The sequence below is a fragment of the Enterobacter sp. JUb54 genome (assembly GCF_014298075.1).
Lineage (GTDB): Bacteria > Pseudomonadota > Gammaproteobacteria > Enterobacterales > Enterobacteriaceae > Klebsiella > Klebsiella lignicola.
Window position 1 is genome coordinate 1,679,757 of the sequence record NZ_CP060418.1, and the last position, 16,459, is coordinate 1,696,215.

Annotated in this window: 11 protein-coding genes and 1 pseudogene; 8 read left to right on the plus strand and 4 right to left on the minus strand. The window is 51.8% G+C overall.

Features of this window, described 5'->3' with window-relative positions; genetic code table 11:
- The first annotated feature begins 6 nt into the window (after window positions 1-6).
- Complete coding sequence (locus tag HF679_RS07685; protein WP_187042809.1) at window positions 7-8,589, plus strand: GH36-type glycosyl hydrolase domain-containing protein; 8,583 nt, start codon at window positions 7-9, stop codon at window positions 8,587-8,589.
- Between the two features lie 19 nt (window positions 8,590-8,608).
- On the opposite strand, the gene HF679_RS07690 is transcribed toward HF679_RS07685, so the two are convergent.
- On the minus strand, window positions 8,609-8,842 hold the full coding sequence (locus tag HF679_RS07690) for a hypothetical protein (RefSeq protein ID WP_004132711.1): 234 nt from the start codon (window positions 8,840-8,842) through the stop codon (window positions 8,609-8,611).
- Between the two features lie 153 nt (window positions 8,843-8,995).
- On the opposite strand from HF679_RS07690, the gene HF679_RS25015 reads away from it, so the two are divergent.
- The 3 genes from HF679_RS25015 (at window position 8,996) to lpxP (ending at window position 10,633) form a co-directional block, all read left to right on the plus strand.
- The gene (locus HF679_RS25015; RefSeq protein ID WP_213193702.1) at window positions 8,996-9,172 is read left to right on the plus strand and encodes a YnfU family zinc-binding protein; all 177 of its coding nucleotides are present in this window, start codon (window positions 8,996-8,998) and stop codon (window positions 9,170-9,172) included.
- A 79-nt stretch (window positions 9,173-9,251) separates the two neighbouring features.
- The gene (locus tag HF679_RS07695; protein ID WP_187042810.1) at window positions 9,252-9,524 is read left to right on the plus strand and encodes a hypothetical protein; all 273 of its coding nucleotides are present in this window, start codon (window positions 9,252-9,254) and stop codon (window positions 9,522-9,524) included.
- A 200-nt stretch (window positions 9,525-9,724) separates the two neighbouring features.
- Window positions 9,725-10,633 carry a kdo(2)-lipid IV(A) palmitoleoyltransferase gene (lpxP, locus tag HF679_RS07700; RefSeq protein WP_047053427.1) on the plus strand — a complete coding sequence of 303 codons (909 nt, stop codon included), beginning with the start codon at window positions 9,725-9,727 and terminating at the stop codon, window positions 10,631-10,633.
- 431 nt (window positions 10,634-11,064) lie between these two features.
- On the opposite strand, the gene HF679_RS07705 is transcribed toward lpxP, so the two are convergent.
- Both HF679_RS07705 and HF679_RS07710 read right to left on the minus strand, forming a co-directional pair.
- Entirely contained in the window at window positions 11,065-11,637 is a 573-nt protein-coding gene (locus HF679_RS07705) for a recombinase family protein (RefSeq protein ID WP_123755457.1), read from the minus strand.
- Window positions 11,638-11,731: 94 nt separating this feature from the next.
- Window positions 11,732-12,490, minus strand: a pseudogene (locus tag HF679_RS07710) (P22 phage major capsid protein family protein); the annotation flags it as partial.
- On the opposite strand from HF679_RS07710, the gene HF679_RS24975 reads away from it, so the two are divergent.
- Both HF679_RS24975 and HF679_RS07715 read left to right on the plus strand, forming a co-directional pair.
- Window positions 12,475-12,744: a hypothetical protein gene (locus tag HF679_RS24975; RefSeq protein WP_315970247.1), complete on the plus strand. Its 270-nt coding sequence runs from the start codon at window positions 12,475-12,477 to the stop codon at window positions 12,742-12,744. The pseudogene HF679_RS07710 and the gene HF679_RS24975 overlap by 16 nt on opposite strands.
- Before the next feature lie 7 nt (window positions 12,745-12,751).
- The gene (locus HF679_RS07715; protein WP_072056188.1) at window positions 12,752-12,991 is read left to right on the plus strand and encodes a DUF4060 family protein; all 240 of its coding nucleotides are present in this window, start codon (window positions 12,752-12,754) and stop codon (window positions 12,989-12,991) included.
- 220 nt (window positions 12,992-13,211) lie between these two features.
- Here the strand turns inward: HF679_RS07715 and HF679_RS07720 are convergent, their stop codons facing one another.
- Window positions 13,212-14,429, minus strand: a complete 1,218-nt coding sequence (locus tag HF679_RS07720) for a tyrosine-type recombinase/integrase (protein WP_187043041.1) — start codon at window positions 14,427-14,429, stop codon at window positions 13,212-13,214.
- 146 nt (window positions 14,430-14,575) lie between these two features.
- On the opposite strand from HF679_RS07720, the gene sapC reads away from it, so the two are divergent.
- Both sapC and sapD read left to right on the plus strand, forming a co-directional pair.
- Window positions 14,576-15,466: a putrescine export ABC transporter permease SapC gene (sapC, locus tag HF679_RS07725; protein ID WP_123754057.1), complete on the plus strand. Its 891-nt coding sequence runs from the start codon at window positions 14,576-14,578 to the stop codon at window positions 15,464-15,466.
- Window positions 15,466-16,458, plus strand: coding sequence for a putrescine export ABC transporter ATP-binding protein SapD (sapD, locus tag HF679_RS07730; RefSeq protein ID WP_123754056.1), 993 nt, complete (start codon window positions 15,466-15,468; stop codon window positions 16,456-16,458). The genes sapC and sapD overlap by 1 nt, the downstream gene beginning before the upstream one ends.
- The last annotated feature ends 1 nt before the right edge of the window (window position 16,459 follow it).

Below are 16,459 nucleotides of genomic sequence, written 5' to 3' on the forward strand. Positions count from 1 at the left end.
AATGCTATGAAAATGAACCCCAGAGCGTGGTTTAACCGCCCCCGTATTCCGGTGAATGCTGCCGAAAACGTAACGTTTTCGGCGAACGATCCTGCAAGCGAAAGCACTCCGCGGTCAGAACTCTTTTCGACTGCCCAGATGGAACGCTATGGTCAGAAGCTGGCGCGGACCCATAAAGTATCACCGGATAAACATCCCTATTATCTTCTGAAACGGCTTGGCGACAATGAGGCCGTTATCACCCAAAACTGCTATGAGCTTAATGCAGGTAAAAAGACCAGTATCATGCCCGCCGGGGAGTGGTTGCTGGACAATTATTATCTGATTGAGGAACAAATCCGTACCGTCCGCCAGCACTTGCCGAAAAGTTTTGGTAAAGGTCTCCCGTCGCTGATGTCGCCGCTGAATTGCCCAAGAATTTATCATATCGCATCAGAGGCCATTGCTCACGGTGATGGCCGCTGGGATGCCACCAGTCTGACCAGCTATCTCGCTGCCTATCAACAGGTGACGCCGCTGACGCTGGGTGAAGTCTGGGCATTACCGGGAATGCTTCGACTGGCGCTGATTGAAAATCTTCGTCGTATCAGTATGGAAGTGATAAAAGCGCAACAGGACAGAAACCTGGCAGATACGTGGATAACCAGGATTTTCGAATGTGCAGAGAGTGCGCCTGGTGATTTAATTATGGTGGTTGCCGATTTGGCGCGCTCCCGTCCTCCGTTATCCAGCGCGTTTGTCGCAGAACTGGTGCGGCGTCTGCAGGGGCACGGCAACGCGCTGTCGTTACCTCTTACCTGGGTTGATCAGTGCCTTCGGGAACAGGGAGTCACCACTGACATTCTCATAAATAACTTCAATCAACAGCTTGCCGCCAGCCAGCTGTCTGTCAGTAACAGCATCGCAGGTCTGCGATTACTGGGTGAAACGGACTGGGCTGATTTCGCCGAAACGATAAGCGTCGTCGAACAGGTATTAAGCAATGATCCTGCCGGTATCTATCCCCGGATGCACTTCAATACCCGGGATCATTACCGGCACGTAGTTGAGGTCCTGGCCAGAGACAGTGGGCTCAGCGAGCCTGAGGTTGCTGACAGGGTGCTGGCGCTTTCAGAGGAAAAAGCCCCCAATACACCGGAACATCATGTTGGTTATTATCTCGCCGGCGAAGGTCGACAGGCACTGGATATACATCTCCTGGCAGACACCTCAAGACTCATACGCTTGCGGCACAGTTTCAACAGAATAACCCTGCTGTCATGGCTTGGTAGCCTGGCGTTGTTGACAACCGCAGCGACCGCGGCAATATTGCACGAAACTGCCATGCAGGGCGCAGGTTGGTTGTTAATCGCGGTGATATTACCTCTGGTTATCGCTTTAACTCAGTTAATGAGCGATTTGCTCAGTGATGCAACCACCCGTTTTCGCGTTCCTCGACCCTTGCCGGGGATGGATTTTTCAGCCGGTATTCCCGCTGACAGTGCCACCATGTTAGTCATTCCCTGCATGTTGACCAGCCACGAAAGTTTCAGCCAGCTCCTCACCAGTCTTGAAGTCTGCTGGTTGGGGAATGAAAACGAAAATCTCAGGTTCGCGCTGCTCACTGATTTTGCTGATTCTGAAAATGAACCCTCGCCGGAAAGTCACGCGCTGCTCAGACAGGCTATCGCCGATACGCAGGCGCTTAATCGCCGCTACCCCTCCGGCCGACCACGTTTTTATCTGTTACATCGCCAGCCTGAATGGAACCCCTCGGAAGGAGCGTGGATGGGCTATGAACGCAAGCGGGGAAAACTGGCGTTACTGAACAGCTGGTTGCGCCATCCCGGAACGCAATTCGTCAGCGTTGCAGACATGCCTGCCCACCTTTTACCGGGTCACATAAAATACGTCATTACCCTGGACAGTGATACGGTGTTGCCGCGCGATACGGCTCACAAACTGGTCGCGGCGATGGCCCATCCGTTGAATACGCCAGAGTATGATCCGGTACGCCAGAGGGTGGTCAAAGGATTTGGTATTTTACAACCCGGTCTTGCTGAGGAGATACCACGTAACGGTCAGGGGCGTTACGCCGCCCTGCGCAGCAGCATACCGGGTAATAACCCCTATTCTATGATGTCTTCGGATATTTATCAGGATCTCTTTGGGGAAGGCTCGTTTGTGGGCAAAGGGATTTACGATGTTGATATTTTTATGCAGGCCACTACGAACATCTGCCCGGAAAATCTGGTACTCAGCCACGATCTGCTTGAAGGATGCTATGCGCGCTCGGGTCTGCTGAGTGAGGTGTTACTCTACGAACAGTACCCTAATAATTATCTGTCGGACGTTGCACGCCGTTCACGCTGGATCCGGGGTGACTGGCAACTGCTTAACTGGCTAAAACCACGCGTCAGAAAAGCCGATGGAACCCGGGTCAGGAATCCGCTGACCGCGCTTTCTTACTGGAAATTACTCGATAATCTACGTCGCAGTCTGGTCGCCCCCTCCTTACTGATATTGCTGTTCTTCGCTCTGCTTTGGGTACCCAATCCGGTTTACTGGCTGGGCATACTGTTGCTGATATGGCTGTTGCCAGCCCTCCTCTGCATCACCCATGACCTTCTGCATAAACCTCTGCGTCGCCGCGTGAAGCCGCATCTGTTACTGGTGGGGGCGGGCGCGCTAAAGCGTCTGTCAGGTATCAGCCTTAATTTTGCGATACTGCCACACGAAGCCGGATATTCGCTGAAAGCGATCGCCGTGACGCTATGGCGACTGGGGATAAGCAGGCGTCACCTCAGCCAGTGGGTCAGCCACAGCCAGGACAGCAATCAGGCCAGATCCACTGTTGCACGTTTTTATCAGGCGATGTGGCTGAATGTTGCCGGTGGCGTGACGCTGATAATTCTGACCGGAAAATTGGCCCCCCAGCTGCTGGGGATTGTGTTACCGATCGGTTTGGTATGGTGTGTGGCGCCGTTGCTGATGAGCTGGCTGAGTCGTCAGCCCGTGCGTAAGGTTTTTTCGCCAGGTCAGGAACAAAAACAGCAGTTACGCCAGACAAGCCGTGAAATCTGGGCATTTTTTGAAACCTTTGCCACAGAAAAAGAGAACTGGCTTCCGCCTGATAATTATCAGGAAATACCACAACCGACGGTGGCACACCGAACTTCTCCTACCAATATTGGTCTTTCACTAATGGCTAACCTGACGGCATGGGACTTTGGCTACCTGCCCGGCGGAGAGGTGCTCCGGCGCGTGTCGCTCACACTCGACACGCTGGATAAAATGGAGCACTACCGGGGCCATCTGTACAACTGGTATGACACCCGTACGCTGGTCCCCCTCAGTCCACGCTATATCTCCAGCGTCGACAGCGGCAACATGGCCGGGCATTTGTTGACGCTGCGTGCAGGGCTGTCCGCCATGCGTCATCAGCCTGTTTTAAGCAGCCAACAGATACTGGCAGGACTGAACGATACGCTGGATATTCTGGAAAAACAGTGGGGTAAGAACCCACCTGACAGCCTGAGACTGCTGCGCAAGCATTGCCTGAATGCGGTGTCGCTCTCTCCGCAGGCGTTTATCAGCGAACTGAAAAACATGCGCACCCAGTGCAACCATCTGACCATGTTATGCCATCAGGGGTCACCTCTTCAGATGCGCTGGGCAGGACATCTGGAGCATCAACTGGTTCAGCTTTGCCATGAGTGGTCTCTGTTGCTTGGCTGGTTACCTGTATCCTGGAATGAGCAGACGCTGCCGACGCTGAGCGAGCTTGCCCGTCCGACATTAACCGGTACAGAAACGCCTCCGGCGTCAGTGGCGGAGCAGGCCCGAATGCGACTCAATATTATCACCGAGCTGGAACAGCGGCTGGATGAGCATGCCCGGATGGATTTCGCCTTTCTGTACAGTGAAGCAACCAGTCTGCTCAGCGTCGGTTATAACTGTGACACGAATACACCTGACAAGAGCCACTACGATCTCCTGCCGTCTGAAATCCGCCTGACCAGTTTTCTTGCCATTGCGACTAATCAGCTGCCTCTTAAAAGCTGGTACGCGCTGGGTCGATTGTTTACCACGATTGATAATGAAACGGCCCTGATGTCATGGAGCGGATCCATGTTTGAATATCTGATGCCGAATCTGGTGATGCCCACCTGGCCCGGCAGCCTGCTCGATGAAATGAGTCAGTCGGCGGTTATGCGCCAGATTCACTGGGGGAAAGAACGCGGGGTACCATGGGGTGTTTCAGAGTCTGGCTATCATGCTTTTGATGTTCAGCATAATTATCAGTATCAGGCATTTGGCGTACCGGGGCTCGGTCTGCGCAGGGGGCTTGCCGATGACATGGTTGTTGCTCCTTACGCCACGCTGCTGGCGCTGATGGTTTCCCCGCAGAAAGCCTGTGAGAACCTGTTCAGGCTGCAAAAAAATGGTGCACGCGGAGAATACGGTTTTTATGAAGCGCTGGACTATACCCCCTCACGTCTTGCAACCGGTCAGCTCTATGCGGTGGTACAGTCCTGGATGGCGCATCACCAGGGTATGGCATTTCAGGCGCTGGCTCATGTGCTGCTTGACGCCCCCATGACTGAACGCTTTATGTCCAGTACGGTATTCCGGTCAGCGAGTCTGCTGTTACAGGAGCGCGTGCCGGATGCGGTCGATCTGTACAGTCCGCGCCGTCATTTTGAATCTCATGAGGGCAGGGTCAAACCCATCCGCTATGAACCCCGTATTTTCTATAGCGTGGATACCCCTGCCCCGGATATTCAACTTCTGTCCAACGGCCATTATCATCTGATGCTGACCGCAGCCGGCGGCGGTTACAGTCGCTGGAACGATATTGCAATAACACGCTGGCGCAGTGATACCACCCGTGATAACTGGGGAGCATTCTGCTATATCCGCGATACCCAGACGGGAGATGTGTGGAGCAATACCTGGCAACCGACAGGCTACATCAGCGGACAAGACGAGGAAGTGTTATTCACCGATGCGGGGGCAGAATTCAGACGCAGCTTCGGGGGACTCAGCGTCAAAACTCAGGTGGTGATCTCTCCGGAGGATGATGTTGAATTGCGACGGCTCACACTGATTCATCGTGGTCGCAAGCCTCGCTCTCTGGAGCTGACAACCTATGTTGAAGTGGTCCTGGCAGCGGCTGCCAGCGATCTGGCACACCCGGCATTCAGCAATCTGTTTATTCAGACTGAGCTGGCTCCTGAGCGTGACGCTATTCTTTGCCACCGGCGCCCGCGCTCACCGGATGAACCGGATCCTTGCCTGTTTCACATGATGGTGGTGCACGGCGATAACCGAAATAACGTGTCGTTTGAAACGGACAGGGCAAGGTTTATTGGACGTGGCAGAAATCCTGCGAATGCCCAGGCAATAGAGGCGGGAGGGACGCTCAGCAACACGTCGGGGTCAGTGCTGGATCCGATACTGGCTATACGTCACTCCATCACTCTACAGCCGGGGCATCCGGTTACGATTGATATCGTTTATGGTATCAGCGAGAACCGCCAGCAGAGCCTGGCCCTGCTGGAAAAATATCGCGATTACCCTATTGCCGATCGCGTCTTTGAACTGGCCTGGTCTCACAGTCTGGTGGTATTACGCCAGATGAATGCCAGTGAAGATGATGCAACTTTGTTTAATCGTCTCGCCAGTGCTGTGCTTTACCCTGTCCAGGAGCTACGCGCTGAAGGCCAGGTGATCAGCCGCAACCGGCGTGGTCAGTCCGGTCTGTGGGGCTGGGCAATTTCAGGCGATCTGCCGATAGTACTGCTCAGTATAACCGGCGAAGAAAGTATCGCCTCAGTGACCACACTGATTCAGGCACACCGTTACTGGCGACAGAAAGGACTGGATGTTGATTTGGTTATCCTGAATAACAGCCCCGGTGGCTACCAGCAGGGATTACAAAATCAAATTATGGAATTAATTTATGCGGGGTCTGAAGCCAGTCTGCTGGACAAAACGGGCGGTCTTTTTGTCCGTAATGGCGAGCATCTCTCCGCAGAAGATAAGTTGCTTCTGATGAGCGTGGCCTGTCTTTATCTTGATGACCGCGCAGGGAGTATTAATGAGCAGCTTAACCAGCGTATCCATACCCTGAAATCGCCGGTCATAGCATTCATGCCGCGTGCAGTGCGCGAGCGTAATCAACATACGGACTGGCCCCCCGATATCAGTCAGTTATGCTATTTCAATGGGTTCGGTGGATTTTCTCAGGATGGACGGGAATATCAAATTGTTATGCGGGAAAATGCGCAGACACCGGCTCCCTGGTCAAACGTACTGGCAAATCCCCGTTTTGGCAGCGTGATCTCAGAGGCAGGACAGGCCTATACCTGGTATGAGAATGCCCATGAATACCGGTTAACACCCTGGGAAAACGATCCTGTGAGCGATCGCTCTGGCGAGGCGTTTTATCTGCGTGATGAAGAGACCGGGGAAAACTGGTCACCGACAGCGTTGCCTGTTCGCGGACACGGTGATTACCTGACCCGGCATGGTTTTGGCTACAGCGTTTTTACCCATCGAGAGAGTGGAATAGACAGCGAGCTGACGGTCCTGGTTGCCGAAGAGGCGCCAGTTAAACTGGTGCTCCTGACACTCAGTAACTCTTCGGGACGGACACGTCAACTCTCCGTCACAGGTTATGTAGAGTGGACGCTCGGAGGATCACGAACTCGCTCAGCTCCTCACATTGTGACACATGCGGCCAGAACGTCTGGCGGTTGCGGGGTGCTGGCGAACAACTTTTATGGTGATAATGGTGGAGGCCGAACTGCATTTTTTGCCGTCAGCGGTAATGACTGTTCGCTGACCGGGGACCGTCGGGAGTTTATTGGCCGTAATGGTTCCCTTCACGCGCCGTCAGCCATGAAACTGCGCAGGCTTTCAGGTAACACGGGCGCCGGTCTGGATCCCTGCGGGGCGGTACAATCGACGGTAACATTAATTGATGGGGATCAGAGGACGTTTATTTTTATCCTCGGCGCAGAAGAGAATGATGTTTGTGCTAATGAGACGCTGGCCCATTACATGAACGAGGATACAGTCCGCCAGGAGCTGAACCGGATTCATAACCACTGGCACAATGTGCTCGATAAAATCGTGGTTAACACCCCCGACACGTCAGTAAATTTACTGGTCAATGGCTGGCTGTTATATCAGACAGTCGCCTGTCGCCTTATGGCCCGCAGTGGTTACTATCAGTCTGGCGGTGCATATGGTTTTCGCGATCAGTTGCAGGATTCACTGGCACTGAGCCATGCTGATCCGAACCGGTTGCGTGAACAGATAATACTCTGTGCCTCCCGGCAGTTTATCGAGGGGGATGTGCAGCACTGGTGGCACCCACCACACGGTAACGGTGTCCGTACCCGTTGTTCAGATGACTACCTGTGGCTGCCGCTTGCCGTTTGCCACTATGTTGAAACGACGGGGGATATGGAGGCTCTGGGAATACATATTCCTTATCTGGAGGGGCGCCCGCTTCCGCCTGGTGAAGAGTCTGTCTATGACACGCCGGTCATCAGCGGCATCGGAGAGACTCTCTGGTTACACTGTGTCAAAGCTATTCGCCATGGACTTCGGTTCGGGGGGCATGGCCTGCCGCTGATGGGGGCTGGTGACTGGAATGACGGGATGAACCGGGTGGGTATCGAAGGCAAAGGTGAAAGCGTCTGGCTGGGCTTCTTCCTGTACGACATTTTGCAGCGGTTTGCAGCGCTGGCGGAGCGCAGGCTGGATGAAAGCGTCGCCGCGATGTGCCATTCACAGGCTCTGCGCCTGCAAAGCAATCTCGAAGCCCACGCCTGGGATGGGGAATGGTACCGGCGCGGGTATTTTGACGATGGTACTCCCCTGGGATCGAAAACCTCACAGGACTGCCGGATTGATGCGATTGCGCAGAGCTGGTCTGTATTGTCCGGTGCCGCGAGCCCGGGACGGTGCGTAAAGGCCCTGCAGGCGCTGGATAAGCACCTTGTGGATAACAAAGGCGGGCTGATCAAACTGTTAACGCCTCCTTTCGACGGACACGGTCCAAATCCGGGCTACATACAGGGGTACCTGCCCGGTGTGCGGGAAAACGGAGGGCAGTATACTCATGGCGCCATCTGGGCCGTGATGGCATTTGCCCGGATGGGGAATGCCAAACGTGCCTGGCAACTCTGGTCAATGCTCAACCCTGTAAATCATACTCTCAATGCGGGCTCTGTCGGGATTTATAAAGCTGAACCTTATGTCATGAGTGCTGATGTCTACAGCGTAGCTCCCCATACTGGTCGTGCAGGCTGGAGCTGGTACACCGGTTCTGCAGGCTGGGCCTGGCGTTTACTTACCGAGGAATTACTGGGGATAAAACGCACCGGCACTGACTTTAGTGTTCATGCCCTATTACCGGATGCGTGGCCGTCTTTTTCTATTGCTTATCAGTATGGTGAAAGCCACTATCAGATTAGTGTCTCACGCGGCGATGCAGAATATTCCGTGACGCTGGATGGTGTTCTCCTCCCTGATGACAGAATACCGCTGAAGGATGATGGACAAAACCATACGGTTGAGATCATTCAGAACTGACACTGATCCCGGAGGTGCATTAACGTCTGCCGTTAATGCGCTGATTATCCCTGAGAACATCAATCGCAGTCTGCATGGCGATTTTGTCATCCCGCCTTTTTTGTTTGTCCTGCATGACCTGAAGGTATTCCAGCAAGGTGCGGGTATTAATCGGTCTGCCCTGTTTACCCACAGCCAGCACGGCTTCACCAAGAATAATTTTCACTGGCGGTAGTTGTGCCGGATACCAGTCAAGGGTGTCTTCTGATTTCATCATAAATTTCTCACGGAAGGATAGTGTATCATAAATCAGACGTTCAATTTTCAATATCTTACATCCTGATTCAGACACAACTTAACATAACTTATGCCAGTTATTTTTATATCAAAGCGTATAATAATTACTGTATTCCTCAGAGAATCATTTATGTCTTATACAAAAGGGCTCAGATATTTTAAAGAAAGACCGGTTCATGTTGCCTGCCCGGTATGCGCACACAGAGCTGATCAGAAAGCAGGTAAGCTAAGAAAAGATGCGGTTCTTGAGTGCCCTGCCTGCGGACTGTTGTTCAGACCTTCAGAATGCTGGTGTATCGGCGGCTGATTAGCTTCTGCCACTTAACGTCAGTGATGTCGGAAAATGACAACGTTCCTCCTGTACTGCAGTTGTCGAGGGTATGATAATGAAATCTAAAAAATCTGTTTTTATTGAAGGACGTATCCTGTCGAACAGCTGTCACGGGCAGGCTGGCCAACCTTTCTGTATTCACCGGGTCAGGTTTAGTAATGGTAAATATGCCATTATCCGGGTGGCATCCGGGATATGTTTCATACCAGGCGAAATTATTCAACGAAACGATTGTGAGTGGTTTTATAAACTTACCAAAATTCGCCTTCTTTCTTTTGAGTACCTTGATGATGATGAATCCAGAAGACAATTTCTTGAATATCAATGAAAAACCCATGAAGTTATAACAGCATAACTTTGCTGATTTACAATGTATCCCTGACTATTCAAAAACTGTTGCCAGTAATTGAAATTGTTTCTTCTGAATTTATACGAATTCAAACTGTCTAAAAGAATGAGTATCGCTAAAGACGAATTTTCTCAGCATTTCCCTTTTGCGTTATAACTCCATTAGCATTAAGGAAATTTATGTCACAGACTTTTACTTATAATTTACTCCATCCCCGCTACTGGCTTACCTGGACTGGTTTGGGTCTGCTGTGGCTTCTCGTTCAGCTTCCTTACCCGGTTTTACATATTCTGGGCTCTGGTCTTGGAAAAATATCCAGACCCTTTCTGAAACGTCGGGAAGGAATTGCGATTAGAAATATCGAACTCTGCTTTCCAGGAATGACACCGTTTGCCCGAAACCAGATGGTCAAGAAAAACTTTGTTTCTCTCGGACTGGGACTGATGGAAACAGGAATGGCCTGGTTCTGGAGTGATGCGAGAGTCAAAAAATGGTTTGATGTCGAAGGGCTTGAAAACCTGACCGGTGCGACCAGAGGGGTAATGGTTGTCGGGATTCATTTTATGTCCCTTGAGTTGTGTGGAAGAGTAATGGGTTTATGCCATCCTATGATGGCTACGTATCGCCCACACAATAATCTATTAATGGAATGGGTACAGACAAAAGGTCGTATGCGTTCAAATAAGGCGATGATTAATCGGCGTAATTTATCTGGTTTTGTTCATGCATTGAAAGCTGGTGAAGCCGTGTGGTTTGCACCAGATCAGGATTATGGGCCTAAGGGAAGCGTTTTTGCACCTTTTTTCTCGGTAAAAAAAGCAGCCTCAACGAACGGAACATATGCTCTGTCAAAACTCGCAGGTGCACAACTGATCACACTTAGCATGATTCGACGTAGCGATAAAAAAGGTTATCGCATGTATATCAGCAATCCGTTGTCAGGCTATCCAGGGGAAGACAAGGTCGCCGCAGCGGGTTATATGAATAAGATCATCGAGCATGAAATTCTCCGAGCCCCTGAGCAATACCTGTGGATGCATCGCAGATTCAAAACGCGTCCTGAAGGCGAAGCCTCTTTATATAAATGAACCATTCTACTTGTCATGTACCATGAATCTATCTTGCTGACTACTTTGTAATAGCAGCAGGCTTTACCACGTTGAAAACCTTAAGTTTATAAGGATGAGGCAATGTTTTCCGGGGAAATATCTTAGTAGTCTTCAAACTATCTCCGATTATCCCTGCAATTCTTTACCAAGAGGTTCCCGAGTAAGTACTTGGTGGTTCCCAACTAACTCTTACATATAGCCATTGGCCGTTTACTTAACCAAAAAACGATTGCCAGAAATTTGTAAAGCTCACAACCTTCTACAGTTCCTGCTGTCTAATGAATGACAACACACACCTCAAGGAACTATATGACATTTTTAATCATCTCAGGCGTATCTGTAACCTTATTTGCCATGACTATACTTGGCCTGATTATCGTGTGGGGCGGTATCTCCAACATCCCTGACGATTACTGATTCTCAAAATTCCCTACGCCAGCTACAGGGAAATATTTGTAAATCGTCTTTACCCCAACCCCAATAACATCTGCAGCCTGCTGTCGGGTAGCTCCATTTGCGAGCATCCGGCGGCAATGTTCCACGATATCAGTCGTCATTACCCGACGCCGCCCTCCAATTCTCCCCTGCTCCCTTGCTGCGGCTAAACCAGCGCGAGTACGTTCGACGATCAACTCTCGTTCCATTTCTGCCAGCGCACTCATGACATGAAAGAAGAAACGGCCTGCAGGGGTCGACGTGTCGATCGAGTCAGTCAGGCTGCGAAAGTTTACGCCGCGCTGCTGTAGCTCCGATACCATAGTTATTAAGTCGCGCACGCTGCGCCCAAGCCGATCCAGCTTCCAGACCACCAGCACATCACCAGGCTTGAGTCTGCGCAACGCACGCTTTAAACCAGGTCGCCTGGCATTTTTCCCGCTGGCCATATCTTCAAAAACAAGCTCACATTCTGCACGAATTAGTGCATTTTTCTGTAAATCGAGGTTTTGGTCTACCGTTGAGACCCTCGCATAGCCAATCAGCACTCTCTAACTCCTTGAAATAGCTGATTGTAAAAAGCTCCTGACTTTCGCTCAAACCCTCGTTTGGGCGAATCTTCTTTTTGGAGCAAAAAACATGGCCTTTATCAATCGCGATCAGGATATCACCCTCCGATTTTGCACCATTTACCAGATAATCAGTGGCAGCCGATGCCGCGCGTTTCTTAACATGCGCGGATTCATGGATGTTGAATCCTTCCAGTCGCCCCACGATACCCTCACGCAGCAGCGCATCGGTACCAGACTCGTTCACCTTGAACAGAACTGACTGTTTACCACGGAGGTTAGCAATCGCAGAGGAACCAAGGACCATCTGCAAATCGGTAGTCGGGGAGCCGTTATCGGACAATACCTGGCGCGCATTTACCGCATCCGACAGATCGCCAGCAATCCCGAATGGAGTAGTACCAGCCGTACCGACAGCGCGGGAGGAAGCGAAATACAAAGCCGCGAGATCCGAGTCCATCTCATTTGCCAGCGCACGGAACGCTTGCTTGAACTGATCCGCCAGGATGGTGTTGTAAGTACCGGCCGGACCAAGGGCCAACTGCTCTTCGCCGTTCCATTTGACCGGGGCCATTTTGGATTTGGTGATTTTGACATCAACGGTACCGATCGTCTGGTCGCCATCATTTGGTGCAGTAGCCCCCGGCGTAATATCAACTGTGGTTGCCGGTGGAGCAACTGGCGCAGTAACAGTCTGATCCTTCGCCGCCGCATCAGCTTTCGCATTGCGCGATACAGCCGGGATAAAACCGACCTGTTCGCGGGATACGGTATCCAGAGCCGTAAAGATAGTCGGGATCAACCCGGTAAGCCAGCATCGACCCTGCGGCATTGCGCGCGGCCGCCGACGAATATTCGGATCTGCTTCTGACTTTGTGCTTGTGCATGAAGATGGCCGGCCCTACTCGGGAGAACTTGCGCGCCTGCGCCACCGAGCTTAAAAAACGCCTGACAACCTGGCACAGCCAGAAAGAGCTCAATGCAATTCTGTCCAGTTGGGATCCCGTTGGCTATGTTCTCGGCCTCCGTCGGGAGGCGAACGACAACGCGCGCGCAGCTGGCGATCCAGTTGATATATTTGTGTGAGGTGGATATGCGACTGATAAACCGAAGCAAGCAATCACCGCTGGGCCGCCAGGCTTGTGATGCCGCACTGGCAAAACATGTTGAGCTTTATGGCGCCTACGGGCGACAGAAAACGAAGAGAACTTATACGGTGGTGGTTCAAGGCTCAAAGATCACTGTAGAAGTTGTAAACAGAAAATGCAGTTATGTGGCGACGGCCATGAGCTGCGCCCGTAGGCTGCAGCATCTTCCTGGACAATGTAACTAAGGGGCTTTTATGAATAACGCATCTCATTTCCAAGATGAAATATTGATAACCAGTGACATTCTGTCCAGATACAAAATTTCGCGCAGCACACTGTATTTCTGGAGCACACCATCCCGGATGCCATCGTACTTTTCTCAGCCGTTTCCGAAGCCAAAAATAAATGGCAGTCCTAAAAGATGGCGTTTGTCAGACCTTCTTGCTTGGGAAGACAACATGGGTATCAAACCAGAGGCTGGCCAATCAACTTCTCAAGATGACGTTGCCAAACAGCAAGCCAATGACGCTGATCATCCAAATAATCGTGGAGGTTATACCGCGCCATGACTCCAGACATATGATGCCCTAGTAGTATTTCCACAACATGTGGTGGCGCACCTAATTCAGAAAGGCGCGTCGCCACTGTTCTTCTCAAATCATGAAGCGACCAAGGTTTCATCCCTGTTTTTGCAATTATCTGCGCAGAGAACAGAGCCACGTTTGGTTGAAGTGGCGGCCTGTCATCTTCTGGCCCCCTGTATCGTGACAACGTCACAACATGTTTTGAAACTGATGTTTCTTTTTCAGCTACCATCATCTGTATTACAGCCTCAGGAAGCGCCCTTCTCACCGACTTCCCAGTTTTATAGTCACTTGCCGGGATAGTCCATGTTTGTTCCTTGAAATCAAACCATTCCCATTTTGCTGTTCTGATCTCTGTACTTCGACAGCCAGTCATAATGAGAAACTTCATTATCAATTGCTGCCTATATTTCATCTCAGGCAGGGCATTCCAAACTGTAATGATTTCATCATCACTTAACCTGCGATCTTTTACAGCTGCTGTGAGCCCTACATCTGATCGTCTAAGGCTTTCAATAGGGTTCACGTTAATTACCCCACGGTTGGAACAGAAACGAAATGTGCGCTGCATCAAACCGAGCATTTGCCCTGTAACCACTCTTCGCCCCATACCGTCAAAAAGATTTAGCCAGTGAGCTTTAGTTGTCTGATCTACAATCATATTTCCGAGCACTGGGGCTATATGATTATTGAAGTCGCGGCGGTTAACTTTGATTTTTACCAGACCTTCAGGGATGCAGTAGTACTTCTCCCAGTAATCGAATGCTTCTTTCACTGTAAGCGCTTCTACTTTTTTCTGTTTCTCGAGTACTACTTGCCGTCTAGGATCAAGCCCTTCCGCTAGCCAAGCCCTGAACTGCTGCCTACGTTCTCGCGCATGAGCTAATGAGGTGGTTGGATAATCACCAATCGTTAGTTGAGCGGCTTTCCCGTTCCATCTGTAGCGGTAAAAGAATGTTATACTGCCGGATGTAGACAACCTGACATTCAGACCATGTGCGTCTGAAATGACCTCGATTTGGTCTCTTTTTTTGCCAAGAGCTTTTCTTAATTTTGTGTCGGTAAGCAATGTGTACACTCCGGAAGAAGATATACACATCAGTGTACACATTATGCGTAAATTGATAACCTTCAAATCTATGAAGAACACACAAAAATAAAGCGTTACATACTGACAAGGCGTTGATAATAGCGGGATTCTTGAAAAGAAATTAAGCATGACTAACAAACTTAAAACGGATTCATATGCCCTACGATAGCGTCTATCTGGAAAAGCGCCCGCCTGGCGCGCTGCGTACCGTATGGCGGAAATTCTACGGCGATACCACCGCTATGATCGGCCTGTATGGCTGTGCCGCTCTGATCCTGCTGTGTGTTTTCGGCGGCTGGTTTGCCCCCTACGGTATCGATCAGCAGTTCCTCGGCTATCAGCTGCTGCCGCCATCATGGTCGCGCTATGGTGAAGTGTCGTTCTTCCTCGGCACCGACGATCTCGGTCGCGATGTGCTGAGTCGGCTGTTAAGCGGCGCGGCTCCCACCGTGGGCGGCGCCTTTGTGGTGACCTTCGCGGCCACCCTGTTCGGCCTGGTGCTCGGGGTTATCGCCGGTTCGACCCACGGCCTGCTGTCGGCGATGCTGAACCACATCCTCGATACCCTGCTGTCGATTCCGTCGCTGCTGCTGGCGATTATCGTCGTCGCCTTTGCCGGGCCGCATCTGAGCCATGCGATGTTTGCCGTGTGGCTGGCGTTGCTGCCGCGCATCGTCCGCTCGGTCTACAGCATGGTGCATGACGAACTGGAAAAAGAGTACGTCATCGCCGCCCGTCTCGACGGGGCCTCGACCCTCAATATTTTGTGGTTTGCGGTGCTGCCCAATATCGCTTCCGGGCTGGTGACGGAGATCACCCGCGCCCTGTCGATGGCCATTCTGGATATTGCCGCCCTCGGTTTTCTCGACCTTGGTGCCCAGCTCCCTTCGCCGGAATGGGGCGCGATGCTAGGCGACGCGCTGGAGCTTATCTACGTGGCCCCGTGGACGGTCATGCTGCCCGGTGCGGCAATCATGATTAGCGTGCTGTTGGTCAATCTGCTGGGCGACGGTATCCGCCGTGCCATTATCGCCGGGGTGGAATAATGCCGTTACTCGATATTCGCAATTTAACCATTGAGTTCAAAACCAACGAAGGCTGGGTCAAAGCCGTCGACCGCGTCAGCCTGACCCTCGCGGAAGGGGAAATTCGTGGCCTGGTGGGAGAATCCGGCTCCGGTAAAAGCCTGATCGCCAAAGCGATCTGCGGGGTGACCAAAGATAACTGGCGGGTTACCGCAGACCGCATGCGCTTCGATGATATCGACCTGCTGCGCCTCTCCAACCGCGAGCGCCGCAAGCTTATCGGCCACAACGTGTCGATGATTTTCCAGGAGCCGCAATCCTGTCTGGATCCGTCTGAACGCATCGGTCTGCAGTTGATGCAGAATATCCCCGGCTGGACCTTTAAAGGCCACTGGTGGCAGCGTATAGGCTGGCGTAAACGCCGGGCCATCGAACTGCTCCATCGCGTCGGGATCAAAGACCACAAAGATGCGATGCGCAGTTTTCCCTATGAATTAACCGACGGGGAGTGTCAGAAGGTGATGATTGCCATCGCCCTCGCCAACCAGCCGCGTCTGCTGATCGCCGATGAGCCGACCAACGCCATGGAGCCAACGACCCAGGCGCAGATCATCCGCCTGCTCACCCGCTTGAACCAGAACAATAACACCACGATTTTGCTGATCAGCCACGATATGCAGATGCTCAGCAAGTGGGCGGATAAAATCAATGTGATGTACTGCGGGCAAACGGTGGAGACGGCGCTCAGCGAAGAGCTGGTGAACACGCCCCACCATCCGTACACCCAGGCATTGATCCGCGCGATCCCTGATTTCGGTAGCGCCTTGCCGCATAAAAGCCGTCTTAATACCCTGTCGGGCGCGATTCCCCTGCTTGAACAACTGCCGATCGGCTGTCGGTTGGGGCCGCGCTGCCCGTACGCGCAACGAGAATGCATTGAGACGCCGCGTCTGGTCGGTGCCAGAACGCATCTGTACGCCTGTCATTTCCCGTTGAACATGGAGAAAGAGTGAA

Excerpts from the sequence above, each read along its gene's own strand:
- sapC (WP_123754057.1), top strand. The coding sequence starts at position 14,576 with ATGCCCTACGATAGCGTCTATCTGGAAAAGCGCCCGCCTGGCGCGCTG.
- sapD (WP_123754056.1), top strand. The coding sequence starts at position 15,466 with ATGCCGTTACTCGATATTCGCAATTTAACCATTGAGTTCAAAACCAAC.
- HF679_RS25015 (WP_213193702.1), top strand. The coding sequence starts at position 8,996 with ATGTCTTATACAAAAGGGCTCAGATATTTTAAAGAAAGACCGGTTCAT.
- HF679_RS07690 (WP_004132711.1), bottom strand. The coding sequence starts at position 8,842 with ATGAAATCAGAAGACACCCTTGACTGGTATCCGGCACAACTACCGCCA.
- HF679_RS07715 (WP_072056188.1), top strand. The coding sequence starts at position 12,752 with ATGCGACTGATAAACCGAAGCAAGCAATCACCGCTGGGCCGCCAGGCT.
- lpxP (WP_047053427.1), top strand. The coding sequence starts at position 9,725 with ATGTCACAGACTTTTACTTATAATTTACTCCATCCCCGCTACTGGCTT.
- HF679_RS07695 (WP_187042810.1), top strand. The coding sequence starts at position 9,252 with ATGAAATCTAAAAAATCTGTTTTTATTGAAGGACGTATCCTGTCGAAC.
- HF679_RS07720 (WP_187043041.1), bottom strand. The coding sequence starts at position 14,429 with ATGTGTATATCTTCTTCCGGAGTGTACACATTGCTTACCGACACAAAA.
- HF679_RS07685 (WP_187042809.1), top strand. The coding sequence starts at position 7 with ATGAAAATGAACCCCAGAGCGTGGTTTAACCGCCCCCGTATTCCGGTG.